Origin of the sequence: Cupriavidus sp. SK-4 (assembly GCF_000611125.1) — a bacterium.
Classification (GTDB): Bacteria; Pseudomonadota; Gammaproteobacteria; order Burkholderiales; family Burkholderiaceae; genus Cupriavidus; species Cupriavidus necator.
Genome location: NZ_JFJW01000094.1, coordinates 19,854 through 44,553 on the forward strand (window position 1 = coordinate 19,854; position 24,700 = coordinate 44,553).

Sequence of the window (24,700 nt, forward strand, 5' to 3'; positions counted from 1 at the left end):
GTTTCCTCTACCCATTCTCATGGAATGCGGGCCCGCGTCTCTGGCTGTTTGGAGTCGGACGCTTGGGCCGGGGGACGTCACCGCCCCGCGCGGCAGGGTCACTGCCGCGTGGGAGGTGTGCGCGTTTCCGGAACCGGCCGGAGCCGGTCAGGGAAGGCCGATGCCGTTCAGGCCTCGACCTTGAGCGTGCCGCGTGCGATCTGGTCGCGTTCCAGCGACTCGAACAGGGCCTTGAAGTTGCCTTCGCCGAAGCCTTCGTCGCCGCGGCGCTGGATGAACTCGAAGAACACCGGGCCGAGCGCGGTCTTGGAGAAGATCTGCAGCAGCAGGCGGGGCTTGCCGCCTTCGGTGGTGCCGTCCAGCAGGATGCCGCGCGACTTCAGTTGCTCCACAGGCTGGCCGTGGCCGGGCAGGCGCGTGTCCAGTGCTTCGTAGTAGTAGTCGTTCGGCGCGGTCATCAGCGGCACGCCTGCCAGTTGCAGGCGGTCGATGACCTCGATCAGGTTGTCGGTCAGGAAGGCGATGTGCTGGATGCCCTCGCCATTGAAGGCCATCAGGAACTCTTCGATCTGGCCGGCGCCCTTGGACGATTCCTCGTTCAGCGGGATGCGGATTTTACCATCCGGCGCGGTCATGGCCTTGGAGGTCAGGCCGGTGTATTCGCCCTGGATGTCGAAGTAGCGGATTTCGCGGAAGTTGAACAGCTTTTCGTAGAAATTGGCCCAGTAAGCCATGCGGCCACGGTAGACGTTGTGGGTCAGGTGGTCGATCAGCTTGAGGCCGTGGCCGACCGGGTGGCGGTCGACGCCTTCGATGAACTCGAAGTCGATGTCATAGATCGACTTGCCTTCCTCGAAGCGGTCGATCAGGTACAGCGGCGCGCCGCCGATGCCCTTGATCGCGGGCAGGCGCAGCTCCATCGGGCCGGTCGGGATCTCCACCGGCTGGGCGCCCAGTTCCAGCGCACGGGCGTAGGCCTTGTGGGAATCCTTGACGCGGAAAGCCATGCCGCAGGCGCTCGGGCCATGCTCGGCGGCAAAGTAGGCGGCGTGGCTGTGCGGCTCGCGGTTGACGATGAAGTTCACTTCGCCCTGGCGGTACAGCACCACGTCCTTGGAGCGGTGCTTTGCCACCAGCGTGAAGCCCATCTGCTCGAACAGCGGCTCAAGCACGTTGGGGGTGGGCGAGGCGAATTCCACGAATTCGAAGCCCATCAGCTGCATCGGGTTGTCAAACAGGTCGGCCATGGCTTTCTCACTAAAGGGGCGGGAAATAATATTGTGGCGGCGGCACTTGGCAACGAGGTCGCGCCGGTGTCAGTCGGCTCGGCGGAAACCTGTTGCAGGACAGGCCTGTAGTGCGCTTGCTTGGGATGCAGTGTATATTCCTGACGGCAAAATTGGATTTCGTAAAACAGGCAGGGAAACCCTAGATTATGAAATCTGATTGCGTGAATCTCTGATATGAGGAAATCAAAGTGCAATCGATCGAGCTGGACCGTACCGATCGCCGCTTGCTGGGGGTGTTGCAGGAGCAGGGGCGGGCCTCCAACCTGGAGCTGGCAGAGGCCATCGCGCTGTCGCCGGCGCAGACTTTGAGGCGCCACCGCCGCCTGGAAGAGGCCGGGCTGGTCAAGCGCTATGAGGCGCGGCTGGACGCGGCGGCGCTGGGCTTTGGCGTGGTGGCCTTTATCCATGTGACGATGGAGCGCGGGCATATCCGCGACCTGTCCAACTTCAAGCGCCTGGTGGCGGAGCTGGCACAGATCCAGGAATGCTTCTCGGTGACCGGGGATATCGACTACGTGCTCAAGGTGGTCGCCAAGGACCTGAAGTCTTTGTCTGACTTCCTGCTCGATACGCTGATGCGTATCCCGGGTGTCAGCGGCGTGAAATCCAGCGTGTGCCTGGACGAGATCAAGTGCACCAGCGCGGTACCGCTGGAGGCTTAATCTTCCGGCTGGTCGAGGCGGTCGCACTGCACGTTCATCGCCCGGCACACCGCGCACCATGACGGCCGCGAGCCGGGTTTGACGCCGCAGTGGGCGGCCTCGTCACGCGTGCCGGCCTGGCTATCGGGCGTGCTGACCCGCACTGGCACAGCAATTTCGCGCACCCGGTGGCCACTGGCGCAGGCTTGTGCCACCGCCGCATCCAGCGCCTGCAGGCCAACCGGCTTGACGATCACGGCATTCATGCCCGCCGCCAGCGCCGCGGCATGGTCCACCGCGACGGCGCTTGCGGTGCAACCGATCACCGGCACGCTGCCGTGCGCATCCTTGCGTGCGCGCACCGCCCGTGCGAACGCCATGCCGTCCATGACCGGCATGGCATAGTCGCACAAGATCACGTCGAAGCTGGCCCGGTCCAGCATGGCCAGCCCTTCGCGGCCATCACAGGCGGTGCTCACGCGGTGGCCCAGGTGTTCCAGCTGGCGCTGCAGCAGCAGCCGGTTGGGCGCATGGTCGTCGATCACCAGGACGTTGACCCGGCGCCGTGCGCAGCCCGCCATGGGCGGTGGCACCGGCTCGGGCAGTTCCGTGGCGACGGCAAGCGCCAACGGCAGCGTCACCATGACGCGCGTGCCCTGGCCCGGCTGGCTGGCCAGCGAGATCTGGCCTCCCATCGCGCTGGCCAGGCGCTGGCAGATTGCCAGCCCCAGCCCGGTGCCGCCGGCATGGGGGCGGGTGCGGTCATGCACCTGTTCGAAGGGTTCAAACATGCGCGCCTGCGCGCCGGCGGGAATCCCGATGCCGGTGTCGGAGACGGTCAGCATGACCTGCTGCACGCCGTCGCGAGGCGCCAGCGCATCAAGCCTGACGTGGATCGTGCCGCTGTCGGTGAAGCGCACCGCATTGGACACCAGGTTGGCCAGGATCTGGCGGAAACGCAGCGCATCGACCTGGTGCAGCGGCGCAACGGCGACGCCGATGCCGCTGGTCAGCGGCAGGCCTTTCTGTGCCGCCACCGGTCCGAAGATCAGCAGCGTGTCCTTGACCAGCCCGGGCAGCGAAGCGGGTGCCGGTTGGATGCTGAACTTGCCGGCCTCCATCTTGGACAGGTCCAGGATGTCGTCGATCAGCGCCAGCAGGCCCAGCGCCGACTTGTGCGCCGTGACCAGCTGCAGGCGTTCCTGCTCGGCCAGCTGGCAGCGCGCCAGGGTCAACTCCAGCATGCCGGTGATGGCGTTCATCGGGGTGCGGATCTCATGGCTGACCGAGGCCAGGAAGGTGGACTTGGCGCGGTTGGCGGCCTCGGCTTCTGTCTTGGCCTGCGCCAGCTCGGCCAGCATGTCGTGGCGTTCGGTCAGGTCGACGCAGCCGCCGGCCAGGCCCTTGACGGTGCCATCGGCGCCGCGCAGCGGTGTCATCCAGTTCAGCACGTGGTGGGTGCGCCCGCCCGGGCGCAGGCAGCGGTCCTTGTGCAGGGGGGTGCCGTCTTCGATCACCTTGTGGTAGTCGCGAACCACCTCGGCCATGTCGATGGCGATGGGATGCACCTGGATCGACGCCTCCAGCGGCTGCCCGCGCAAGGTGTCGCGCGTGGCGCCGACCAGTTCTTCATAGCTGCGGTTGCAGGTGATGAGCCGCAGCGAGGCATCGCGCAGGTAGACAGGCTGGGGAATGCCGTCGAGCAGCGCCGACTGGATCGCGATATTGTCCTTCAGCGCGATCTCCGCGGCCCGGCGCCGGCGCACCTCGCGATACAGCACGAAGATCCATGCCAGCAGGCATGGCGTCAGCAGGCAGAGCAGTCCAGTCGTCCATCCCAGCACCCGCCAGTGCGCCTGTGGCCTTGCTTGCGGTGGCGGGGCTGGCTGCAGGGCAGGTGCCTCGGGCAAGGCCACAGGCATGCCGGCCAGGGATGGCGCCGCGGTGGGCGCTGACGCGGGTTCTGCCGTCCGCTGGGTACCGGCGCAGACCAATACGCTGACGAGCAGCAAGGCGGCACTTGCCAGCCGCCAGGCGCGCGTGAAGCGGTGCGGGCAAGCGGTGGCCGATGGCGATGCGCTATGGATGGGCGGACGAATGGGCAAGCGGGGCGGCAAAATTCAGTGAAACGTGGCAGCGACCGCTGCGCGGTTGGCGTAGCGGTCGCTGGATAGTTTTCACTCTATTGGCTCAGCCTCGATATCTCATTAGGACGAATCTGAGATTGGGGGTGAAATTTCCGGATCACGCGCTGTTGACGCCTGTCACGTCACATATCGAAGACAATCCCAGTCAGCATCTCGCGGGCCGGCACGCCGGCATTAGCCAGGCACGCACGCGGCAGCATCGGGAAACCCGATGGCTGCGGGCAGGTCGAAAATCCTTGGATACCCCCGGCCATGGTCCGGCGACGTGGTTTTTCACGCCGTGGCGGCAGCGTTATGATTGGGGTTGCGCAACTGAGTGTGCAGCTGCGCCAGGTCGGCCTGCGCCGAGGTGACCAGGGCGTGCACCAGCTCGGCGGCAAAGGCGCGGTTGCCGAAGGTCTGCGCCGCGATGGCTGACCCGATGCCCGCGGCCTCGCGGGGAGACAGCTCCAGGTAGCGCTGGTGGGCCAGCATGGCGACGATGGCCGCTTCGGTCACCGGTTCGCGCAGGCAGGCGATCACACCCTCGTCCGCGCCGGGCACCGGCACCGCATCTGCCGGCAGCACCACGGCGCAGACCGGGCCGGTGGCACGCCAGGCACGCAACAGGGTGTCGGGGATCTCGGTCGCGGCGCCGGCAATCACCAGGCCGATGTCTGCGGCGGCGTTCGGCGCGGGCGTGTCGGTATGCACATCAAAGCCGAGATCGCGCAGGATCGGAGCAACCCCGGCGACCCAGCGCGTGTCGCCGGGCGTGGCAAGCAGCAACGCGCCGGTGGCGGACGGTGCGCTGGACACGGTGCGCAGCGTCGCCCACCGGCTCAAGTCTTCGGCCCACTACGTCGGCTGTCATGCCTTGCGTGCTTTTGCCCAGCGCCTGTAGCATGCCGCCCGCGACGGCGAGGCTGCCAACGCCGCAGCCCTGGCCGCGATCGTGGCGCCGACGGTGGCGCGGCTGCTCAGCCTGCTGGCGGCGCTGCCATCGGAAAAATAAGATCGCGGCGGTCGCCGGCAGATCCGGTGCGGGAATACACCGGATTGGCCCGGTGCGGGTGGTTGATTATGCTCGGATATATCAGGGCGCCGATTTTCAATACCCTGGAATTAATGGCGCCGATTAATGCGGTGCGGTTTTATATGACGGCGCGGGCGCCGGATTCTTATTGCGGCAGGACGGTAGTTTGACGATATTTTCCGGGAGCGGGCATGGGTCAGATCATGGCGTCAATGCCGGAGTCGGCGTTTTATTTCCACCTGGCGGCGGTGACGATGCTGCTGCTGGGATTGGCGGTGTACCTCGCGGTGTCGCACGTGATGGCCACCCCCGACGGGCGCAAGGCCCGCGCACAGCGGCTGGCTCTGGTCACCGCGGGGCGGCTGCTGGCGCTCGGCGGTATCTGGACCGCCATCGCCTATGGCCACGGCGCCTGGGAGCGCGCCGGCGCGCATAACTGCCGGCACCTGCCGTCGTTGGATGCCGCCGCGCGGTACGCAGCGGAATACTGCTATCTGGGCCGGGAGCGGGTGTTGCTGCGCATCTACGGGGTGGAGCGCGACCGCGTGCTGGCCCAGCGCACCTTCAACAGCAGCGGGCCGGTGCGGCTCAGCTGGGACGGCCAGGCCGTGGTCTTCGATGCCGCGGCGCCTGGCAAGGCAGGGCGCCTGGCGTTGCCGCCCACGCTGGGCGACCGGTTGCTGGCGCGGCTGCCCTGATCCGGTGGACTAATCCGCGTGCATGCGCGCCAGCAAGGCGTCCAGGCCCGCCGGGGCCGGCAGGCGCGCCATCAGCCAGCGCACCGCTTCGGACAAGCCCTGGCCGTCATAGTCCGGCGCAAAGCTGTGCAGCGTGGCGCCATGCAGGAAACAGCGCAGCGCCAGCCATTCAGGCTCTGGCGGCGCGTCCGGCGGTTGGCCGAACAGCATCTGCGGCACGGCCTCCAGCGGCGCGCGCACTGCCGTGGCCAGGCGCGCGTCGCCACGCGTTGCCATCCACACCTCCAGTATGGCGAGCGAGGCATGCCGCTGTGGGCGGGTCGCCAGGATATGCAGCATCAGGTGCAGGCACAGCGAAGGGCTGAGCGGGCCCAGCGCGGCCAGGCGCGCTGCCTCGCGCTCAAGCAGCCAGGTGAGCATGGCTGGCAGCAGGTCATAGCGGCCTTCGGGGAAATGGTGCCGCAGCGAGCCGCGGCTGCTGCCGGCCAGCTCGCACACGCGCGCTTCTGAAAAGGCTGCATAGCCTTGCTCGACGAGCAAGGCCACGGCGGCGTCGATCAGGGACTGGCGGGTGCTGGCGCTGCGCTCGGCTTGGGTGGACATCTGTCGGATTGTAGCAATGGCCAGAGGGCAGCCTGGCGCGCGGGCAGCGTGGGCATGCCTTGATCCGCGTCGACGAGGGCCGGTACAAGGGCGACCAGTATGCGGCGCGGCACAATCCGTTCGTGTACTTCCACCCCGCGCTGAGCGGCTTCAGTGGGGTGCCGCAGCCGGGATGTCAGCGCTGCAGCTGGGCGTCGCTTCGTCGTGCGAATGCGGCGCCAGTGCGCCCGGTATGCGCTGGCTGTCCAGCCCCTTGCCTTGCAGCCACTGCGCGGTGGTGGCCGCGGAGCGGTCGATCAGCTCGCCGCATTTGGAGTAGTCGTAGGGCGAGATATCGAGCGGGCACAGCGGCGGCACCACGCTGATCTGCGCGCGGTCGGCGAAGTGCTGCAGGTCGTTCACGAGCTGGCGTGCCACCAGCAGCGAGAGGGCGTTGAACGCATGTTCCAGCGCGCCACGCGGCGGGCGGCGCTCGGCGCAGGTGAAGCCCGCGGGCAGCACGATCACGCGCGTGGCACCGAGTGCGATCGCGGTGGACACCGGGGTGTTGTTGGCCACGCCGCCGTCGATCAGCGTGCGGCCCTCGAACTGCACCGGCGGGAACACGCCGGGGATGGCCGCGCTGGCCAGCACCGCGTCGACGATGCTGCCGCTGGACAGCAAGACCTCGTCGCCGCTGTGCATGTCGGTGGCCACCACATGCAGCTGCAGTTCCGCCGCTTCCAGCCGCCGCGGCCCGAAGTGCTGCGCCAGCAGCCCGCGCAGCCCGGCCGCCTCCACCAGGTGGCCGCGGTTGCCGCCGAACATGCTCAAGACACTGCGCCAGCTCCACGGCAGGATGTCCGAGCGCCGGATGCCGCGCCACAGCGCGTCAAGCCGGCCGGCGCCGGCCACGCCCGGATTGCAGGCAAAGTAGGCGCCGTTGATGGCGCCGGCCGAGGCGCCGATCACGATATCGGGCATCACGCCCCACGCCACCAGTTCGCGCAGCATGCCGACCTGGATTGCACCCAGGCTGCCGCCGCCGGCAAATACGAAGGCTGTCTTGTCCATGGCTGCGCCAGTCTCCCCGTCTAGTCTGTTGTCTGTCCTGAGCAAAGCATAGGCGACATTCGGGTCATCGGGCAGGTTGGCGGCAAGCTGTCTGCCGCGCTGCGTGTATGTATGCCATCTATCACACGGGCATGATAAGCCCGGCCCGCCTCCGCGCCGCCTGCCTTGCGTTGTAGCTCGCTTTCGCGAGTCCATAATGCAATTAACCGCCAAGAGTATCCGCCAACCACCGATACTGGCTGGCAGCGGGGTGGGCGGTACCGTCAAGTATGGCAGGCGGGGTGTCAGTCGAGAAACTCGTCCACGGGGATGCCAAGTTGCCCGGCCATGTGTTCTACCAGGCTTTGCAGCTTCGCCACCTTCTCGGTCAGGGCCTGCTGCTCGGCGCGCAGCTGTTCGAGTTCGCCCGGCGAGGCCGTGGCGCCGCCCGCGGTGCGTTCGGCATCGTCGGCGGCCGCTGCGGCGCTCACTTCGCCGCTCAGCAGGTGCATCCAGCGATTTTCGCGTGCGCCCGGCGCGCGCGGCAGCCGGACGACAAAGGGCGGCGCATGGCTGGCCAGTTCGTCAAGGAAGGCCTCGACCGACGAGATATCGGCAAAGCCATGCAGGCGCGCGGTGTTCAGGCGCAGCTCCGCCGCGGTCTGCGGGCCGCGCAGCAGCAGCAGCGCCAATAGCGCGACGGACTGGCTGGGTACGGCCAGTACGCGCTGCATATTGTGCTCGAAGCGCGGCACGCGGCTGCTGCTGCCTTCAAAGACCAGGCTCAGGCCCTTGAGGCCGTCGATGGCTTCGAGGATCTCGGCCTCGCTGACGTTCATCACCGGGGCGCGGGCGGTCTTCTGGTTGCAGCCCGAGGCCAGCGCATTGAGCGACAGCGGGTAGGTGTCGGGCACGGTGTGCTGTTTTTCGACCAGCACGCCCAGCACGCGGCCTTCGACAGGCGTGAGGGGCCGCAGGCTGGGGCGGGCGGGGCGGTCGGTGTGCTCGCCAGGCTGGCTGGCGTCGGATTCGGGGCTGGAATGCATCAAGTCTTGGTTCTGGATGAGGGTGGCGGCGGTGGCAGAGGGCCTGGGGGCACGCCGAGGCGCTCATTCAATCCCAAGCCGGCACAATCCGCAACTGCGCCGTGCGGATCTCGCATTCTGCGCCGTGCCGTCTACTATCGATAGGCCGCGCCGCGGCAGCGGGGAAAATGCGCCCGGGTTGGCGCGGGTCCAGACGGGGAGGTAGCATGGCGATTTCGCAGTCGGAAGCAATGGAACCTGATGCAGACACCGGCCCCGAGACCGGCGGCGGCCTGGAGGCGCCGTATTCCACGCTGGAGTCGCGCTCGCACCAGATGTTCCCGCAGCTCAGCGCGGACGACATGGAGCGCGTGCGGCGCTTCGGCACGCCGCAGAACTGGCGCGCGGGCGAGAAGCTCTTTTCCATCGGCGATACGGGCCGAGGCATGTACCTGGTTATCAGCGGCCGCGTGCGGCTGATGCGGCGCGACGGCCTGGGCCGCGAACACCAGATCACCGAGCAGGGACCCGGCCACTTCCTGGCCGAGGTCGGCACCCTCAGCGGCCGCCCGGCGCTGGTCGACGGCGTGGCCGTGACCGATACCCAGGGCTATTCAATCACACCCGAGCGGCTGCGCGCCCTGCTGGTGGCCGAGGCCGAACTGGGCGAGCGCATCATGCGCGCGCTGATCCTGCGCCGCGTGGGGCTGATCGAATTCGGCAGCGGGCCGGTGCTGGTCGGGCACGGCACCGAGCCGCAGCTGGTGGCATTGCAGGCCTTCCTGCGGCGCAACGGCTACCCGCATACGGTCATCGATATCGACGCGGAACGCGACTGCTCATTGCTGCTTGACTACGCCAACGCGCCCGCCAGCGACTTCCCGCTGGTGATCTGCGCCGACGGCCGCGTGCTGCGCGCGCCGGACGAAGGGCAGCTGGCTTCGTGCCTGGGGCTGTTGCCGGAGTTCGATCCGGCCCATGTCTATGACGTGGTGGTGGTCGGCGCCGGGCCGGCGGGGCTGGCCACGGCCGTGTATGCCGCTTCCGAAGGCTTGTCGGTGGCGGTGATCGATTGCCGCTCGCCGGGCGGGCAGGCGGGCGCGAGTGCCCGGATCGAGAACTATCTTGGCTTTCCCACCGGCATCTCCGGACAGGCGCTGGCCGGGCGCGCGTTCGTGCAGGCGCTGAAGTTCGGCGCGCATATCGCCATCCCGCTGGAGGTCAAGGCATTGCATTGCGGCGCGGACCCGATCCGGCTGGAGCTGGCCGATGGCCGCATGATCCCGACCCACACCGTGGTGATTGCCACCGGCGCGCAGTACAGGCGCCCGGACATCGCCGCGCTGGAGCACTTTGAAGGGCGCGGCGTGTACTACTGGGCCTCGCCGGTGGAGGCCAAGCTCTGCAAGAACGAGCCGGCGATGCTGGTGGGTGGCGGCAATTCGGCCGGGCAGGCAGCGGTCTACCTGGCCTCGCACGCGGCACACGTGCATATGCTGGTGCGCGGGCCGGGGCTGGCCGCCACCATGTCGCGCTACCTGATCGACCGCATCGGTTCGCTGCCCAATATCACGCTGCGCACGCACGCGCAGATCAGTGAACTGGCGGGAGAAGGGTGGCTCAGTTCGGTGCGCTACGAATGCCGGGCGGAAAGCGCGGCCCCGGTCACGATGGACGTGCGGCACCTGTTCCTGTTCATCGGTGCCGATCCCAATGCGTCGTGGCTGCGCACCTGCAACGTCGAGGTCGATGACAAGGGCTTCGTGCGCACCGGTGGCGGCGAGCTGGGCTGCGCGTCGGCGGTGCCGTATCCGCTGCAGACCAGCGTGCCGGGCGTGTTTGCCATCGGCGACGTGCGGGCGGGCTCGACCAAGCGGGTCGCCGCGGCGGTAGGTGAGGGCGCGGCGGTGGTGGCGCAGATCCACGACTACCTGGCTCGGGTGCAGGCAGCCGTGGCGCGCTGAGGGCGGGCCACTCAGGCCTGCGCCTCGCGCTCCAGCAGTTCGCGCTTGCGCGCCACGCCCCAGCGGTAGCCCGACAGGTTGCCGTCGCTGCGCACCACGCGATGGCAGGGAATGGCCACTGCCAGGTGGTTGGCGGCGCAGGCCTGCGCCACCGCGCGCACCGCACGCGGCGCGCCGATGCGGGCGGCAATCTCGGCATAGCTGGCGGTGCTGCCCGCGGGGATCTCCTGCAGGGCCTGCCATACACGCTGCTGGAACGCGGTGCCGCGAACGTCCAGCGGCAGCGCCAGGCCGATCGAAGGTGCCTCGATAAAGCCCACCACTTGGGCCACCAGTTGCTCGAACTGCGCATCGCCGCCGATCAGGTTGGCGCGCGGGAACTGGTCCTGCAGGTCCTGCAGCAGCGTCTGCGGATCCTCGCCCAGCAGGATCGCGCAGACACCGCGCTCGCTCTGTGCCACCAGGATCGCACCCAGCGAGCACTGGCCGATGGCAAAGCGGATATCGGTGTCGGCCCCGCCCGCGCGGTAGCGCGACGGGGTCATGCCCAGCACTGCGTCCGAGGTCTCGTAGAAGCGGCTGTTGGAGCCGAAGCCGGCGTCGTAGATCGCCTCGGTCACGGAGTCGCTGGTGCCGAGTTGCTCGCGCAGCTTCCTGGCGCGATGCGCGGCGGCGTAGGCGCGCGGCGTCAGGCCGGTGGCGGCCTTGAAGAGGCGGTGGAAATGATAGGGGCTGACGCCCGCCGCGCTGGCCAGTTCTGGCAGCGTGGGCAGGGTGTCGGCGGCCTCGATGCGGCGGCAGGCGTCGGCCACGATGGCCGCGTGCTGGGCCGCCAGCGCAGGCGCGGCGGCACGGCGGCTGGGCCGGTAGCCGGCGGCTTCGGCCGCGGCGGCGTTATCGAAGAACTCGACATTGGCCGGATGCGGCAGGCGCGACGGGCTGCTCGGCAGGCAGTACACGCCGGTGGTCTTGACCGCATAGACAAAGGCACCGTCGGCGCCCGGATCGCGCGCCAGCACGCGGGCCCAGCGCGGGTCGCGTTCGATGGTGCTGGCTTCCGGTTGCTGTGTGGAACGGGTCATGGAATACCTCACGTGGCGTCGTGGAAGATGATGCCCAGCGTGTAGCGCTGGCCCGCGTGCAGCCGGCTGACGCCATGCCGCAGGTTCACGCGGTAGCTGCCGCGGCTGCCCTGCACCGGGCGCTGGCTGACGGCAAAGACCACGGCATCGCCCTGGTGCAGCGTCACCACCTCGGCCCGCGACTGCATGCGCGGCCGCTGCTCGGTCATCACGAATTCTCCGCCGGTAAAGTCGCGGCCCGGCTCGGACAGCAGGATGGCGACCTGCAGCGGGAATACGTGCTCGCCATACAGGTCCTGGTGCAGGCAGTTGTAGTCGCCCGGGCCGTAGCGCAGCAGCAATGGCGTCGGGCGGACCTGGCCGGCGTCGTGGCAGCGGGCAAGATAGCTGGCGTGCGCGGCGGGATAACGCACATCGATGCCCATGGCGGCGTTCCAGCGGTTGGCCACCGGCACCAGGTGCGGATACAGGGCCATGCGCAATGCGGCCACGGTGTCGGGCAGGGGGTAGCGGAAGTACTTGTACTCGCCCTGGCCAAAGCCGTGCCGGCGCATCTCGATGCGCGAGCGGTACAGCGCGTCCTGCGCATAGCCGGCGGCAAGCGCGTCGCATTCGGCTGCCGACAGCAGGCCGCGGATGGCGGCGCAGCCGTAGTCGTCGAGTTCGCGTGCAATGGCCGCCCAGTCGGTGCCATCGACGCGGGTGGCGATATCGGCCGCTTGTCCCCGCGCCGTGCCGCGCGTTGGCGGTATTGGCCTGCGCGGCCCTGCCACGGTCATTTCGGGACGTTGTATCTGGCTGATGCTCACCGCGGGTCTCCTGTCTCTCGCTTGCATGGTGCCAACTTTAGGCCGCCCGCGTGCGCCTCGCACTCCGGGTCTTGCTTTTGAATTCTGCCTCGGCATCCTGCCTTGACAAGACAGATCTGTCTACCAATAATGAGACAGGTCTGTATCATATCGAGCAGGCTGTTCTTCCTACCTGATTCACCCTGTTTCCGCCAAGGAGCCTCCGCATGTCCGCACAAGCCGAAATCCGTCCGCCGTTGCCCCCATTCACCCTTGAATCCGCCATCGCCAAGGTTCGTGCCGCCGAGGATGGCTGGAACAGCCGCGACCCCGCGCGCGTGGCGCTGGCCTATACCGTCGACAGCGCCTGGCGCAACCGTGCGGAATTCGTCAACGGCCGCGCCGACATCGTCGCCTTCCTGCAGCGCAAGTGGCAGAAGGAACTGGATTACCGGCTGATCAAGGAGCTGTGGGCGCACGACGGCAACCGCATCGCCGTGCGCTTTGCCTATGAATGGCACGACGATTCCGGCAACTGGTACCGGTCATACGGCAATGAGAACTGGGAGTTCGATGAGGCGGGGCTGATGCGCAGGCGCTTTGCCTGCATCAACGATGCGCCGATCAAGGCGACGGACCGCAAGTTCCACTGGACGCTGGGCCGGCGGCCGGATGAACATGCGGGGTTGAGTGAACTGGGGTTGTGAAGCTGTTGGGTCCTAAAACCGAAGGCCCCGCTTGATGTGGTTCCTAGCTAGACCACCCCTCACCCCGGCCCTCTCCCCATGAGGGGAGAGGGAGCACACAAGCGTAGAGGGACACGCCTGAAACCCTCGTTACTGCATCTTGTCCAGGTTCCCGATCCGCACCAGCATCTCGGTGAACATCTGCATATCCAGGTTCAGGTCGGCCACTTCCTTGTACTCGCGCGCGTTGTGCGCGGTGTATTTCTTGCCCGGCATCGCTGGCCCGAAGTTGATGGCATTGGGCATCAGCTTGGCGGTGGTGCTGCCGGCGGTGGAAACCGGCTTGGCTTCCAGCCCGGTGGTATCGCCAAAGATATTCAGCAGCGTGGACAGCCACGCGCCCTTGGGATCGCGCGCCATCCAGTTGCCCTGGTCGTACTTGATCTCGACCGGGCCATGGGTGGCGGCCCAGCCGAAAATACGCTTGGTGATCTTTCCGCCCAGCTCGTCCGGCGTGCGGCCGCGCGGCATGCGCACGTTGGTGACCACGTCGACATATTCGCCGCGCTCGCGCACCAGCGTCGGCGACATGGTCAGCGGGCCCATGAACGGGTCGCGGTAGGCCACCTCCATCCTGGTGCCAAGATAATCCAGCCCGTACAGGTCGTTCAGGTAGCGGACCGCGTTCAGGTAGTGGTTCTCGGCAAATTGCACGCCGCTGGCCTGCAGGAACAGCGCCAGCCGCGGCAGCGGGTTGACCCCTTCCTCAGGGCGCGATCCGTGCGCCGAGGCGCCGGTGACCTTGACTTCGACGTCGTTGCCGGCGCGCTTCACGTCGATGGAGAACTTACCGCGCGGGGTATGGCGGCGCAGGAATTCAGCGCGTGCCTGTTCCAGCGTGGCAGCCACGGCGGCAGCATCGCCGCCGGCAATGCGCGCAGTGGCGGTCTCGGGGATGGCGTTGGCCGAGGCCGCGCCGCGCATGGCAACGATGGCAGGTCCCTTATGGTCGGCCTTGCCTTGCGCGCTCTTGTCGTCCGCTGCCTTGATGCCGAAGGAGACGGTCAGCGTGCCCGCGCCTTTTTCCGCCACCACCGCGGGGTATTTGCTGTCGAGCACGACGTTGTACTCGGGCAGGGTGGTGTGCTGGCGGTAGTACTTCATGCCGTCGCCGCCGGTTTCCTCGGTGGTCTCGATCATCAGGCGGATGGTGCGCTCCAGCGGCACGCCGCTTTCCTTGACGGTCTTCATGGCATACATGACCGCGGCGATCGAGCCCTTGTCGTCGATGGTGCCGCGCCCGTACAGCGTGTCGCCCACGCGCGTCATGCGGAACGGATCCAGCTTGGTGCCGTCCTCCAGCACCCATTCCTCGGCCACCGCGGGCACCACGTCGGCGTGGGTCAGGATGCCGAAGGTGTCCTTGCCGCCGCCGGGCAGCGTGACCTCGAAGACCCGGTTGTCGACATTGCGGTAGGCCAGTCCGAAGTCACGCGCCATGGCCTCGATCATCTTGCCGAACTCGATGATGGCAGGGTTCTCGTGCTGCGGGATTTTCTCGTCGCGCACGGTGCGCAGCGCCACCATCCTGCCGATGGCGTCGATCACCGCGGCCTCGTTGCGGACGCGGTTGTAGACGCCCAGCAGGCGGCCGAAATTGGCCAGGTTGTCGCCGGCCAGCGGCGACCGGGCCTGCCACGCCGCCACGGCCGGCGCCACGGAGGGCTCGGCCCTGGCCGCGGCGGCCATGAATGCCTGCAGGTCGGCCTGGGCCGCCGTTCGGGTGCCGGAGACCAGCGCGTCCAGGGCCGGTTTCTTCAGGGTTTGCGCCTGCGCGGGGTGCGCCAGCATCAGCGACAGCGCGAGCATCGGGGCCCATCGGCAGAGAGACGGCAGGCGGCAAGGTCGGGTCATTGCGGACAAAACGGGAGTCTGAGTGGATGCCGCATGATAGGGCACTCGCCGGCATTTACCGAAAAAATATGCTTTTGCGTGCGCGCGGATGAGGTGCCATTGCCGGCGCAATAGGGGACGGCTATGCCGGATCAATAGCGTAAGACAATCGTCGTGGTTAATACGATGAATTGTACAAATCACATCCCGGTCGACAGAATGGGGCCTTCGCTGCAACCCGCAGCCGAAACCAACCCGATCCAGACCAAGGAGTGAACTGATGCTGCAATCCCGTGAAGGCCAACGCGTTCCCAATGTCGCTTTCCGCATGCGTGAAGACAACGAGTGGAAGACCGTCACCACCGGCGAGCTGTTCAACGGCAAGACCGTGGTCGTGTTCTCGCTGCCGGGCGCCTTCACGCCGACCTGCTCGTCGACCCACCTGCCGCGCTACAACGAGCTGGCGCCGGTGTTCGCGAAGCACGGCGTGGACGACATCCTGTGCGTGTCAGTCAACGACACCTTCGTGATGAACGAATGGGCCAAGGACCAGGAGTCCGAGAACATCACCATGATCCCCGACGGCAACGGTGAATTCACCGAAGGCATGGGCATGCTGGTGGACAAGGCCGACCTGGGCTTTGGCAAGCGCAGCTGGCGCTATGCCATGCTGGTCAAGGACGGCGTGGTGCAGAAGATGTTCATCGAGCCGCAAGAGCCGGGCGACCCGTTCAAGGTGTCCGACGCCGACACCATGCTGGCCCACATCGCCCCGAATGCGCGCAAGCCGGACCAGGTGGTGGTGTTCTCCAAGGTCGGCTGCTCGTTCTGCGCCAAGGCCAAGCAACTGCTGGACGACAACGGCTTCGACTACATCGACGTGCCGCTGGACAACAAGGTGCGCGGCAAGGTGCTGGGCGCCGTTTCGGGCGAGATGACCGCACCGCAGGTCTTTATCAACGGCAAGCTCATCGGCGGCGCCGAGGCGCTGCAGCAGTACCTGGGCAAGTAAGCCGATTCCTCTTTCATCCCCCATCCGGGGACCGGCAGTCGCCGGACCCGATGGGGCCCCCTTGCCCGACGGGCATGGCGGCCCCATCCAGCCCGCTGATTGACACCAGTTTGACGCCATCAAGACAAAGGAATTGACCGCCATGACCACCATCCAGACCGACGTCGCCGTGATCGGCGCAGGCACCGCCGGCCTTGCCGCCTACCGTGCCGCGATTGCCGCGGGCAAGCGCGCCGTGATCATCGAAGGCGGCCCGTACGGCACCACCTGCGCCCGGGTGGGCTGCATGCCCTCCAAGCTGTTGATCGCTGCCGCCGAGGCCGCGCACGAACTGCGCCACACCGCGCCGTTCGGCGTGCACGTGGATGGCCAGGTCCGCATCGACGGCCGCGAGGTGATGGCCCGCGTGCGCAGCGAGCGCGACCGCTTTGTCGGCTTTGTGGTGCGCGGCGTGGAGAGCATCCCCGAAGCCGACCGCATCCGCGGCTATGCCCGCTTTATCGACAACACCACGCTGGAAGTGGATGGGCACACCACCGTGCGTGCCAGCCGCGTAGTCATCGCCACCGGCTCCACGCCGATGCTGCCGGCGCCGTTCCAGGTGTTCGGCGACCGCCTGATCGTCAATGACGATGTGTTCGCCTGGGAAGACCTGCCCGCCAGCGTGGTGGTGTTCGGCCCCGGCGTGATCGGGCTGGAACTGGGCCAGGCCTTGTCGCGCCTCGGCGTGCGGGTGCGCGTGTTCGGCGTCAGCGGCTCGCTCGGCCCGCTGACGGATCCCGTGATCCGCGCCTACGCGGCGAAGACCTTCAACGGCGAGTTCTATCTCGATCCGGACGCCAAGGTGACCGACATGGCCCGCGACGGCGACCAGGTGGTGGTGACCTACCTGGACCGCGAAGGCCGCAGCGTGACTGAGCGCTTCGACTATGCGCTGGTCGCCACCGGCCGCGTGCCCAATGTGCGCGGCCTGGGCCTGGAGCATGCCGGCCTGGCGCTGGATGCGCGCGGCGTGCCGCTGTTCGATGCGCGCACGCTCCAGTGCGGCAATGCGCCGGTGTTCATTGCCGGCGACGCCAACAACATGCTGCCGCTGCTGCATGAGGCCGCGGACGAGGGCAAGGCCGCGGGCGAGAACGCCGCCAGCTATCCGCAGGTGAAGCCGTTGGCCCGCCGCGCGCCGATCGCGGTGGTGTTCACGGACCCGCAGATCGCGATGGTCGGCCAGCGTTACGCCGACCTGGCCGAAGGCACGTTCGTGACCGGCGAGGTCAGCTTCGAGGACCAGGGCCGCAGCCGCGTGATGCTGAAGAACCGCGGCTTGATGCACGTCTATGCCGACAACACCACGGGCCGCTTCCTGGGCGCGGAATGGACCGGCCCGCGTGCCGAGAACATCGCCCACCTGCTGGCGTGGTCGTACCAGCAGGACCTGAGTATCGGGCAGATGCTGGGCATGCCGTTCTACCACCCGGTGGTGGAAGAGGGCCTGCGTACGGCGCTGCGTGATGCGGAGGCGAAGCTGAAGGTCTGAGCGGGCCAGGTTTGCTAGACAGGTCTGTCTGTCATAGTATCGACCTATAGAGGCCGGACGGCGCAGGGTGCTGTCCGGCCGCTCCCATTACCGACTCCGCCACCAACATGGCCACGCCTTCCGCCCGCGACCGCATCCTCGACACCGCTGCCCGCCTGTTCTACCAGGAGGGCTACCGCGCCACCGGCATTGACAAGATCATTGCCGAATCCGGCGTCGCCAAGATGTCGCTCTACCGCCATTTCGCCTCCAAGAACGAGCTGATTTCGGCGTTCCTGGCGCGCCGGCATGACGAGTGGATGACGTGGTTCCGGCAGGACGTGGAAGCCCGGCTGGCCGTGCGCCCGCACCTGGACGTGATTGCCGACGCGCTGGCGGACTGGTTCAGCCGCGACTTCCGTGGCTGCGCCTTTATCAACGTGGTGGCCGAGGCGGGCGGCGACGCGCGCGCGGCCGAACAGGCCGCGGCGCACAAGGCCGAGCTGGCCGCATTCGTCGCCGACATCGCCGCGCGCCTGGGCCTGGACCAGCCGCAAGCGGTGGCCGAGGAAGCGATGCTGTGCATCGAAGGCATGATCGTGCGCTACCAGATGCAGCCGGATGCGGCGGTGATCGAGGCGGGGCGGCGGTTGCTGGGCCGGCTGCAGGCCGGCTGATTGGCGTGGGGGCTGGCCACTGAGGCTGAGAACTGCCCAACGCCTTCTTCGTCTGGCTTAGCGCCGAGGCAGCATCCGGTGCGATTTGGCGTAATCGCGCAGTGCGTCGTTCATCAGCGTTTGCCAGCCGCTGCCGGTTGCCTTGTAGGCGTCCAGTACATCGGGATCGATCCGCAAGGTCTGATTGACCTTGCGCTCGCCAGCCGGCTTGGCCGGCCTGCCACGGCGTTTCACCAGTGCATCGGCATTTTCTTTTCCCACGACCTGCTCAAGTACCTCGCGCGCCGGGCGCAGCCGCTTGATTTGTTCCGTCGGCAACGACACCGCATCGGGGTCTCCGGCAATGCCGCGCGCAATTGCGGCGTCCTCCGCGGGCGTCGGCATGGTGAGGTCAGGTTTCCTGTTCATAGTCTCGCACCTCTCGGGAGTTGGCTTTACGCAGGCTGATTGCCCGTAACGTGTCGCCGCGTATGGTGAATACCAGGCAATACAGGCGCCGGCCAATCGGCCCGTATGCGATGTAGCGGGTTTCGCCGTATGGCTTGCGGTCATCGATCTCCAGCAGGGCGCTACCAAAGTCCATCAACCCCGCGGCTGCCAGGGACAACCCGTGTTGACGTTGGTTGATAGCGTCCTTCGCCAAGTCGAACTCGATTTCCATTCGGATTTACTGTAGCAGCAAGAAATAGGTGGTGCAATATTTTTTACGCTACAGCGTTAATCCTTACATCGTAGTAAAGCGGAAACAGATCACTCCGGACCAGACAGTCCAGACGCCCATAGAAAATGTCTCGCTTCTGACACATTCAGGTTAGAATTCTGTTGGAATTGCGAATTATTCGTATTCGTAATCAGTATTCTCCACTTGCCACGCCGCGCCTGCGGGGTAGCTACCTTCCGATCCCTGAGTGATGTATCTCCACCCGACCAAGCGGGCAAAGCCGCGCTTTGCCTGCCCCGCGCTTGTCACCCCGCGCGGCCTTTCGCTGACCACCCTTGTGCTGAGCCTGCAGGCCGGCGGCGTGTTTGCCCAATCCGGCGAAGTGCCTGCGCCGGCGACGGCCAGTGCTGCGGCTGAACTGCCGGCGGTCACGGTCCGCGCCAGCAGTGATGACGAAACCGCCACCGGCCCGGTCCATGGCTTCGTGGCAAAACGCAGCGCCACGGCTACCAAGACCGACACACCGGTGATGGAGACGCCCCAGTCGATCACCGTCATCACGCGCGACCGGATGGAGGCGCAGGGCGCGCAGAGCGTGCAGCAGGCCATCGGCTACAGCGCCGGGGTCTATGCCGGCCCGTACGGCAACGATGCGCGTGGCGACTGGGGCAAGTTCCGCGGCACGGATTTCACGCAGTATCGCGACGGCCTGCTGAACCAGGTCGGCTTCTACAACAACGTGCGGCCCGATGTTTACGCGCTGGAGCGCATCGACGTGCTGCGCGGGCCGTCGTCGATGCTGTTCGGGCAGGGCGCGGTCGGCGGCATCCTGAACCTGGTCAGCAAACGCCCGCAGCCTGAGGCGGCGCGCGAGATCGGGGTGCAGTTCGGCAACTACAACCGCAAGCAAGTGCAGGCCGACCTGACCGGCCCGCTCGATGCGGACGGCAAGTGGCTGTACCGTCTGGTGGCGCTGGCGCGCGACAGCGACACGCAGGTGGACTACGTCAAGGACAACCGCTACCTGATCGCGCCTTCGCTGACGTGGCGCCCGAGCCAGGACACCTCGCTCACGCTGCTGGCCAACTTCCAGCGCGATGAAAGCGGGACCTCGGTCGGCTTCTTCCCCTGGCGGGGCACGCTGCAGGCCAACCCGGCCGGCCAGATCCCCGATCACCTGTTTATCAGCGAGCCCGGCTTCGACCGCTACAACGCCGAGCAGGCGTCGGTGGGCTATGAGTTCCAGCACAAGTTCAACGACACCGTGACGGTGCGGCAGAACCTGCGCTATTCGCACAGCACGGTGGACTACCGCAGCATCTACGCGACCGGCTTCAATGGCGCCGGCCACGGCTGGGTGCCGGGCAGCGATATGCTGATGCGCCGCACGGTTTACCTGAACCAGCCCACGCTGAACTCGTTCGCGGTCGATACCCAGGCGCAGACCAACTTCCGCACCGGCCCGGTCCAGCACACGCTGCTGACCGGTGTCGACTACCAGCACGCCGAGATCACGGGGCGCGCCGGGGTGGGGGGCACGGCCGCGCCGCTCAATGTGTTCAACCCGGTCTACGGCAATTTCACCCTGCCGGGCACGCGCGACCTGAACCCCGCCACGCAGGCGCAGACCGGCCTGTACGTGCAGGACCAGCTGTCGTGGAACAAGTGGCTGCTGATGCTGGGGCTGCGCTATGACTGGTCGCGCGCCGCGCAGGACAACACGCCTTCAGCCAGCCGCGACGACAGCGAGCTTACCAAGCGTGCCGGACTGATGTACCGCTCGGACACCGGCCTCAACCCGTACGTGAGCTATTCCGAGTCGTTCCAGGGGCTGGCCGGCTTCAACAAGGCCAACCAGGCCTTCAAGCCGCTGCGCGGCTCGCAGTGGGAGGCGGGGATCAAGTACCAGCCGCCGGGCAAGAACGCCACGCTGACCATCGCCGCATTCGATATGCGCGAGAAGAACCGCAAGACCGCAGGCGTGGTCAATGGCATTCCCGATTCGGTCCAGGTGGGCGAGGCGCGTACGCGCGGTATCGAGGTGGAGGCACTGGCCTCGCTGTCCAGCCGGCTGGACCTGATCGCGACCTATACCTACCTGGATGCGCGCGTGATCGACGGCACGCCGGCCGAGGTGGGCAAGAAGCTGGCGAGCACGCCGTCGAACATGGCGTCGCTGTGGGCCAACTATCGCTTCAAGCTGTTTGGCGTGCCGGGCTTTGTCGCCGGCGGCGGGGTGCGCTATGTCGGTCCCAGCTATGACGGTGCCGACCAGAACCGGGTGGGCGGCGTGACGCTCTACGACGCGATGATCGCCTATGACCACGGCCCGCTGCGGGTCTCGCTGAATGCCAACAACCTGTTCGACAAGCAATTCCTGACTACCTGCCTGGCGCGCGGTGACTGCTACTTCGGCGCGCGCCGCACGGTGGTGGGCAGCGTTACCTACCGCTTCTGAGCCGCCTTGCATGGAAGCGAGCAGCGGCCATGGCGGCGAAAGCGGCGCGCTTACTCCGAGTCGGGGATTGGCGCTCCCTGCACTTTGGGCGCCGGTTCGGCCCGCATGGCCTCCGCGGGCACGAGCGTCAGGAAGGTGCGCGCGACCTCGGGGTCGCGGCAGGCGAGCCAGTCATCCCACTGTTCACGCGGCACGATCACCACTGACCGCTTTTCCTCGCCCGGCTTGTGGAAGCGCTGCATCACCGGGTGCTGGGCCGAGTTGATGGTCAGCATGGTGAAGGACAGCGACTGGTCCGGCCAGCTGCGCCACAGGCCCGCAATGCCGAAGGCCGGCTCGCCGGGTAGCCAGACGCGCCAGCGCACCGGCTTGCCGGGCGGGCCGCCGGGCACTACATCTTCGGGATACGCAAACTCATAGAACGCCGTGGCCGGCACCAGGCACAGCTGGCACTGGCGCCAGTAGCGCGCAAAGGCGGGGCGCTCGCCCACGGTCTCGCTGCGGGCATTGGTGGTGTCAAAGCGCCGTGCGCCCGGCGGGATGCGCGGGCGCGGCACCATGCCGAACGAGGCCAGTGCGCCACTGCGCGTGCCATCGTCCGCGGCGCGCACGATCGGCGCCGCATAGTCCGGATAGGTTTCAGCCTTGTACAGCCCCGGCGGCGGTTCCACGCCGAAGATTTCGCGCAGGATCCGGCTCTGGACCGGGGCGTAATTGGTGCACATGCGCTGTCTCCTGGCGGTGATGTCCGTATCGTCGGCGCCGGGCGGTGCCGCGTCAAGGGTGCCTCGGGGTGCCTCAGGGCTCACGGCAGGGATGGCAAAAACCGTCAGCCGCGCTGGCGGAATCGGTTATTGCCTGCTCCCCGGGCGCTCGCGCAAACTCATGCGGCTGCCGTTGCGCGCCGCCATGCCGCGCGCACTGGCCACCTACCAAAAGGCACATGCCGGAATACAGGAGACACCATGCGCGACTACGCCCAAGCCTTCGACGGATTTTCCTATGACGACGCCGTGGCACGGCAGCTGCACGGCAACCTTGAGGCAATGAACGCCTGCGTCGAATGCTGCGACCGGCACGCGCTGCCGGGCCGTATCGCGTTGTTCTGGGAAGGGCGCGACGGCAATTCGCGCAGCTGGACCTTTACCGAGCTGCAGGCACTGTCCGCGCAGTTTGCCGGCTTCCTGAAGGCGCAGGGCGTGCAGCCGGGCGACCGCGTGGCGGGCCTGCTGCCGCGCAATGCGGAACTGCTGGTGACGATTCTCGGCACCTGGCGCGCCGGCGCGGTGTACCAGCCGCTGTTCACGGCCTTCGGCCCCAAGGCCATCGAGCACCGGCTCAATGCGTCCGGCGCCAAGGTGGTGGTCACCGATGGCGCCAACCGCCCCAAGCTGGATGACGTGGATGGCTGTCCCACCGTCGTCACCGTGGCCGGCGACAAAGGCCGCGGCCTGGTGCGCGGCGACTTCAGCTTCTGGGCCGAGCTGGAACGCCAGCCGGCGTCGTTCGAGCCGGTGCCGCGCCGGGGCGACGACCCCTTCCTGATAATGTTCACCTCCGGCACCACTGGCCCGGCCAAGCCGCTGCTGGTGCCGCTCAAGGCAATCGCCGCGTTTGCCGGCTATATGCGCGACGCGGTCGACCTGCGCGCCGAAGACGCTTTCTGGAACCTGGCCGATCCGGGCTGGGCCTACGGCCTGTATTACGCGGTCACGGGCCCGCTGGCGCTGGGCCATCCCACCACCTTCTACGATGGCCCGTTCACCGTCGAGAGCACATGCCGTGTGATCCGCAAGTACGGCATCACCAACCTGGCTGGCTCGCCCACGGCATACCGGCTGCTGATCGCCGCGGGCGAGGCCGTGTCGGGTCCGCTGCGCGGGCGGCTGCGCGCGGTCAGCAGCGCGGGCGAGCCGCTCAACCCGGAAGTGATCCGCTGGTTCGCCAGCGAGCTGGGCGTGACCATCCACGACCACTACGGCCAGACCGAACTGGGCATGGTGCTGTGCAACCACCATGCGCTGGCGCATCCGGTGCGCATGGGTGCGGCCGGCTTTGCCAGCCCGGGGCACCGCGTGGTAGTGGTGGACGATGAACAGCGTGAACTGCCGCCGGGCCAGCCGGGCACGCTGGCGCTGGACCTGAAGCGCTCGCCGATGTGCTGGTTCGGCGGCTATCACGGCACGTCCACCAGCGGGTTTGCCGGCGGCTACTACCTGACCGGCGATTCCGCCGAGCTGAATGACGACGGCAGCATCAGCTTCATCGGCCGCGCCGACGACGTCATCACCACCTCGGGCTACCGCGTGGGCCCGTTCGACGTGGAAAGCGCGCTGATCGAACACCCGGCCGTGGTCGAGGCCGCGGTGATCGGCAAGCCCGATCCGGAGCGCACTGAACTGATCAAGGCCTTTGTCGTGCTGGACCCGCAATATCGCGCCGCGCCGGAACTGGCCGAGGCGCTGCGCCAGCACGTGCGCAAGCGCCTGGCCGCCCATGCCTACCCGCGCGAGATCGAGTTCGTCGCCGAACTGCCCAAGACCCCCAGCGGCAAGGTCCAGCGCTTTATCCTGCGCAACCAGGAAGTGGCCCGCGCGCGCGAGGCAGCCGCGGCCTGAGGCCCGAGCCGTTCCCGGACCGCTTCCTATAATGAGGAAGCGGTTGCCAGGCCCCGGGGGTGAAGGAGCCAGCGGCACCGCGCCAGGCGCGCCTGCAGGCAGGGGCGCGCGTCTTCCATCTCCAGACCAATCGGGCGAGGCGAACAAAATGCAGAGTAGCGAAGCGGTGCTGACGCAGGCGCGCGCAGCCTTGGCGCATGTGCCTTATCAGGGTCATGTCCTCCATCCCACCATCCAGTTGCGGCTTTCTGACGGCGCGCTGATCCTGGAAGGCGAGGTGGCCGATATCGTCGACAAGACCAGGGCCGCGGCGACGGTGCGGCGCGTGGACGGTGTAACCAGCGTGATTGATCACCTGCGCGTGGCCAATGGCGGCATGCAGGTAGGCGACGGCGAACTGCGCGACGCGGTGTGCGAGCGCCTGCTCAATGCCATCGATTTCCGCAATTGCAAGATTTGCGCGCGGGTCAAGGGCAAGCCCGAGGCCATGCGCGAAGCCGTGGGCGAACGCAGCGGCTGGATTGAAGTGGAAGTGCACGACGGCGTGGTCACCCTGTGGGGGCAGGTGATCAGCCTGTCGCACATGCGCCTGGCAGGGGTGCTGGCCTGGTGGTCGCGCGGTTGCCGCTGCGTGGTCAATGAACTGGTGGTAGCGCCCGCCGAAGCCGACCGCGACGACGAAATCACCGAGGCACTGATGCTGGTGCTTGAGACCGATCCCTTCATCGATGCCGGCCAGGTCAGCGCGCGCACCGAGAACCGCGTAGTGACGCTGGAAGGCTGCGTCGCCAGCGAGGACACGCGGCGCCAGGCCGAGCGTGACGCATGGTACGTGCAGGGCGTGGAGAACGTGGTCAACCACATCGCCTTGCGCACCTGAGCGCTGCCCTGGGCGCGG

24 protein-coding genes are annotated in these 24,700 nt (G+C 67.2%); 12 read left to right on the plus strand and 12 right to left on the minus strand.

Features of this window, described 5'->3' with window-relative positions:
* Positions 1-167: 167 nt before the first annotated feature.
* Positions 168-1,247, minus strand: coding sequence for a 4-hydroxyphenylpyruvate dioxygenase (hppD, locus tag CF68_RS20155; protein ID WP_018314692.1), 1,080 nt, complete (start codon positions 1,245-1,247; stop codon positions 168-170).
* A 230-nt stretch (positions 1,248-1,477) separates the two neighbouring features.
* Here hppD and CF68_RS20160 point away from each other — a divergent pair, with 230 nt between their 5' ends.
* Positions 1,478-1,951: an Lrp/AsnC family transcriptional regulator gene (locus CF68_RS20160; protein ID WP_010812428.1), complete on the plus strand. Its 474-nt coding sequence runs from the start codon at positions 1,478-1,480 to the stop codon at positions 1,949-1,951.
* Here CF68_RS20160 and CF68_RS20165 read toward each other — a convergent pair.
* Positions 1,948-3,774 carry a PAS domain-containing sensor histidine kinase gene (locus CF68_RS20165; RefSeq protein ID WP_035822156.1) on the minus strand — a complete coding sequence of 609 codons (1,827 nt, stop codon included), beginning with the start codon at positions 3,772-3,774 and terminating at the stop codon, positions 1,948-1,950. The genes CF68_RS20160 and CF68_RS20165 overlap by 4 nt on opposite strands.
* Before the next feature lie 76 nt (positions 3,775-3,850).
* On the opposite strand from CF68_RS20165, the gene CF68_RS20170 reads away from it, so the two are divergent.
* Complete coding sequence (locus CF68_RS20170) at positions 3,851-4,057, plus strand: hypothetical protein (RefSeq protein ID WP_035822159.1); 207 nt, start codon at positions 3,851-3,853, stop codon at positions 4,055-4,057.
* Between the two features lie 293 nt (positions 4,058-4,350).
* Here the strand turns inward: CF68_RS20170 and CF68_RS20175 are convergent, their stop codons facing one another.
* Positions 4,351-4,902 (minus strand): hypothetical protein, encoded by a 552-nt coding sequence (locus CF68_RS20175; RefSeq protein ID WP_235205835.1) that lies wholly within the window; start codon positions 4,900-4,902, stop codon positions 4,351-4,353.
* Here CF68_RS20175 and CF68_RS38525 point away from each other — a divergent pair.
* Positions 4,877-4,960, plus strand: coding sequence for an Hpt domain-containing protein (locus CF68_RS38525; RefSeq protein WP_235205834.1), 84 nt, complete (start codon positions 4,877-4,879; stop codon positions 4,958-4,960). The genes CF68_RS20175 and CF68_RS38525 overlap by 26 nt on opposite strands.
* A 323-nt stretch (positions 4,961-5,283) precedes the next feature.
* A complete protein-coding gene (locus CF68_RS20180) occupies positions 5,284-5,790 on the plus strand; it encodes a hypothetical protein (protein WP_035822161.1) in 507 nt (168 codons plus the stop codon).
* A 9-nt stretch (positions 5,791-5,799) separates the two neighbouring features.
* Here the strand turns inward: CF68_RS20180 and CF68_RS20185 are convergent, their stop codons facing one another.
* The 3 genes from CF68_RS20185 to CF68_RS20195 all read right to left on the minus strand — a co-directional run bounded on the left by CF68_RS20185 (position 5,800) and on the right by CF68_RS20195 (position 8,471).
* A complete protein-coding gene (locus tag CF68_RS20185) occupies positions 5,800-6,393 on the minus strand; it encodes a TetR/AcrR family transcriptional regulator (protein ID WP_035822163.1) in 594 nt (197 codons plus the stop codon).
* 150 nt (positions 6,394-6,543) lie between these two features.
* Positions 6,544-7,446, minus strand: a complete 903-nt coding sequence (locus CF68_RS20190) for a patatin-like phospholipase family protein (RefSeq protein ID WP_035822166.1) — start codon at positions 7,444-7,446, stop codon at positions 6,544-6,546.
* A 284-nt stretch (positions 7,447-7,730) separates the two neighbouring features.
* A complete protein-coding gene (locus tag CF68_RS20195) occupies positions 7,731-8,471 on the minus strand; it encodes a YceH family protein (RefSeq protein WP_035822169.1) in 741 nt (246 codons plus the stop codon).
* Between the two features lie 206 nt (positions 8,472-8,677).
* Here CF68_RS20195 and CF68_RS20200 point away from each other — a divergent pair, with 206 nt between their 5' ends.
* Positions 8,678-10,414 (plus strand): FAD-dependent oxidoreductase, encoded by a 1,737-nt coding sequence (locus CF68_RS20200; protein WP_035822172.1) that lies wholly within the window; start codon positions 8,678-8,680, stop codon positions 10,412-10,414.
* An 11-nt stretch (positions 10,415-10,425) separates the two neighbouring features.
* Here CF68_RS20200 and ada read toward each other — a convergent pair whose 3' ends face one another.
* Both ada and CF68_RS20210 read right to left on the minus strand, forming a co-directional pair.
* Positions 10,426-11,496, minus strand: a complete 1,071-nt coding sequence (gene ada, locus CF68_RS20205; protein ID WP_035822174.1) for a bifunctional DNA-binding transcriptional regulator/O6-methylguanine-DNA methyltransferase Ada — start codon at positions 11,494-11,496, stop codon at positions 10,426-10,428.
* An 8-nt stretch (positions 11,497-11,504) separates the two neighbouring features.
* Positions 11,505-12,275: a 2OG-Fe(II) oxygenase gene (locus tag CF68_RS20210; protein ID WP_200872574.1), complete on the minus strand. Its 771-nt coding sequence runs from the start codon at positions 12,273-12,275 to the stop codon at positions 11,505-11,507.
* A 236-nt stretch (positions 12,276-12,511) separates the two neighbouring features.
* Here CF68_RS20210 and CF68_RS20215 point away from each other — a divergent pair, with 236 nt between their 5' ends.
* On the plus strand, positions 12,512-12,991 hold the full coding sequence (locus CF68_RS20215; protein WP_035822176.1) for a nuclear transport factor 2 family protein: 480 nt from the start codon (positions 12,512-12,514) through the stop codon (positions 12,989-12,991).
* 129 nt (positions 12,992-13,120) lie between these two features.
* Here the strand turns inward: CF68_RS20215 and CF68_RS20220 are convergent, their stop codons facing one another.
* Positions 13,121-14,839, minus strand: a complete 1,719-nt coding sequence (locus CF68_RS20220) for a dipeptidase (protein WP_235205831.1) — start codon at positions 14,837-14,839, stop codon at positions 13,121-13,123.
* A 304-nt stretch (positions 14,840-15,143) separates the two neighbouring features.
* Here CF68_RS20220 and CF68_RS20225 point away from each other — a divergent pair, with 304 nt between their 5' ends.
* From CF68_RS20225 to CF68_RS20235, 3 genes are all read left to right on the plus strand, one after another.
* Positions 15,144-15,875 carry a glutathione peroxidase gene (locus tag CF68_RS20225; protein ID WP_035822180.1) on the plus strand — a complete coding sequence of 244 codons (732 nt, stop codon included), beginning with the start codon at positions 15,144-15,146 and terminating at the stop codon, positions 15,873-15,875.
* A gap of 142 nt (positions 15,876-16,017) precedes the next feature.
* Complete coding sequence (locus tag CF68_RS20230; RefSeq protein ID WP_035822182.1) at positions 16,018-17,409, plus strand: dihydrolipoyl dehydrogenase; 1,392 nt, start codon at positions 16,018-16,020, stop codon at positions 17,407-17,409.
* A 107-nt stretch (positions 17,410-17,516) separates the two neighbouring features.
* Complete coding sequence (locus tag CF68_RS20235; protein ID WP_035822184.1) at positions 17,517-18,065, plus strand: TetR/AcrR family transcriptional regulator; 549 nt, start codon at positions 17,517-17,519, stop codon at positions 18,063-18,065.
* A 57-nt stretch (positions 18,066-18,122) separates the two neighbouring features.
* Here CF68_RS20235 and CF68_RS20240 read toward each other — a convergent pair whose 3' ends face one another.
* A complete protein-coding gene (locus CF68_RS20240; RefSeq protein ID WP_063832576.1) occupies positions 18,123-18,473 on the minus strand; it encodes a BrnA antitoxin family protein in 351 nt (116 codons plus the stop codon).
* Positions 18,457-18,726: a BrnT family toxin gene (locus tag CF68_RS20245; RefSeq protein ID WP_035822188.1), complete on the minus strand. Its 270-nt coding sequence runs from the start codon at positions 18,724-18,726 to the stop codon at positions 18,457-18,459. Before CF68_RS20245 ends, CF68_RS20240 begins: the two co-directional genes overlap by 17 nt.
* A 250-nt stretch (positions 18,727-18,976) precedes the next feature.
* Between CF68_RS20245 and CF68_RS20250 the strand changes: the two genes are divergently transcribed.
* Entirely contained in the window at positions 18,977-21,184 is a 2,208-nt protein-coding gene (locus CF68_RS20250) for a TonB-dependent siderophore receptor (protein WP_035822190.1), read from the plus strand.
* 50 nt (positions 21,185-21,234) lie between these two features.
* Here the strand turns inward: CF68_RS20250 and CF68_RS20255 are convergent, their stop codons facing one another.
* Positions 21,235-21,909, minus strand: a complete 675-nt coding sequence (locus CF68_RS20255) for an SOS response-associated peptidase (protein ID WP_035822192.1) — start codon at positions 21,907-21,909, stop codon at positions 21,235-21,237.
* Between the two features lie 240 nt (positions 21,910-22,149).
* Here CF68_RS20255 and CF68_RS20260 point away from each other — a divergent pair, with 240 nt between their 5' ends.
* Both CF68_RS20260 and CF68_RS20265 read left to right on the plus strand, forming a co-directional pair.
* Positions 22,150-23,802 carry an AMP-binding protein gene (locus tag CF68_RS20260; protein ID WP_035822194.1) on the plus strand — a complete coding sequence of 551 codons (1,653 nt, stop codon included), beginning with the start codon at positions 22,150-22,152 and terminating at the stop codon, positions 23,800-23,802.
* 148 nt (positions 23,803-23,950) lie between these two features.
* A complete protein-coding gene (locus CF68_RS20265) occupies positions 23,951-24,682 on the plus strand; it encodes a BON domain-containing protein (RefSeq protein ID WP_035822196.1) in 732 nt (243 codons plus the stop codon).
* Positions 24,683-24,700 lie beyond the last annotated feature (18 nt).

Coding starts and splice junctions, on each gene's coding strand:
- hppD (WP_018314692.1), bottom strand. CDS start 1,247: ATGGCCGACCTGTTTGACAACCCGATGCAGCTGATGGGCTTCGAATTC.
- CF68_RS20170 (WP_035822159.1), top strand. CDS start 3,851: ATGCCGGCCAGGGATGGCGCCGCGGTGGGCGCTGACGCGGGTTCTGCC.
- CF68_RS20180 (WP_035822161.1), top strand. CDS start 5,284: ATGGGTCAGATCATGGCGTCAATGCCGGAGTCGGCGTTTTATTTCCAC.
- CF68_RS20185 (WP_035822163.1), bottom strand. CDS start 6,393: ATGTCCACCCAAGCCGAGCGCAGCGCCAGCACCCGCCAGTCCCTGATC.
- CF68_RS20190 (WP_035822166.1), bottom strand. CDS start 7,446: ATGGACAAGACAGCCTTCGTATTTGCCGGCGGCGGCAGCCTGGGTGCA.
- CF68_RS20195 (WP_035822169.1), bottom strand. CDS start 8,471: ATGCATTCCAGCCCCGAATCCGACGCCAGCCAGCCTGGCGAGCACACC.
- CF68_RS20200 (WP_035822172.1), top strand. CDS start 8,678: ATGGCGATTTCGCAGTCGGAAGCAATGGAACCTGATGCAGACACCGGC.
- ada (WP_035822174.1), bottom strand. CDS start 11,496: ATGACCCGTTCCACACAGCAACCGGAAGCCAGCACCATCGAACGCGAC.
- CF68_RS20210 (WP_200872574.1), bottom strand. CDS start 12,275: ATGACCGTGGCAGGGCCGCGCAGGCCAATACCGCCAACGCGCGGCACG.
- CF68_RS20215 (WP_035822176.1), top strand. CDS start 12,512: ATGTCCGCACAAGCCGAAATCCGTCCGCCGTTGCCCCCATTCACCCTT.
- CF68_RS20220 (WP_235205831.1), bottom strand. CDS start 14,839: ATGCTCGCGCTGTCGCTGATGCTGGCGCACCCCGCGCAGGCGCAAACC.
- CF68_RS20225 (WP_035822180.1), top strand. CDS start 15,144: ATGCTGCAATCCCGTGAAGGCCAACGCGTTCCCAATGTCGCTTTCCGC.
- CF68_RS20230 (WP_035822182.1), top strand. CDS start 16,018: ATGACCACCATCCAGACCGACGTCGCCGTGATCGGCGCAGGCACCGCC.
- CF68_RS20235 (WP_035822184.1), top strand. CDS start 17,517: ATGGCCACGCCTTCCGCCCGCGACCGCATCCTCGACACCGCTGCCCGC.
- CF68_RS20240 (WP_063832576.1), bottom strand. CDS start 18,473: ATGAACAGGAAACCTGACCTCACCATGCCGACGCCCGCGGAGGACGCC.
- CF68_RS20245 (WP_035822188.1), bottom strand. CDS start 18,726: ATGGAAATCGAGTTCGACTTGGCGAAGGACGCTATCAACCAACGTCAA.
- CF68_RS20250 (WP_035822190.1), top strand. CDS start 18,977: ATGTATCTCCACCCGACCAAGCGGGCAAAGCCGCGCTTTGCCTGCCCC.
- CF68_RS20255 (WP_035822192.1), bottom strand. CDS start 21,909: ATGTGCACCAATTACGCCCCGGTCCAGAGCCGGATCCTGCGCGAAATC.
- CF68_RS20260 (WP_035822194.1), top strand. CDS start 22,150: ATGCGCGACTACGCCCAAGCCTTCGACGGATTTTCCTATGACGACGCC.
- CF68_RS20265 (WP_035822196.1), top strand. CDS start 23,951: ATGCAGAGTAGCGAAGCGGTGCTGACGCAGGCGCGCGCAGCCTTGGCG.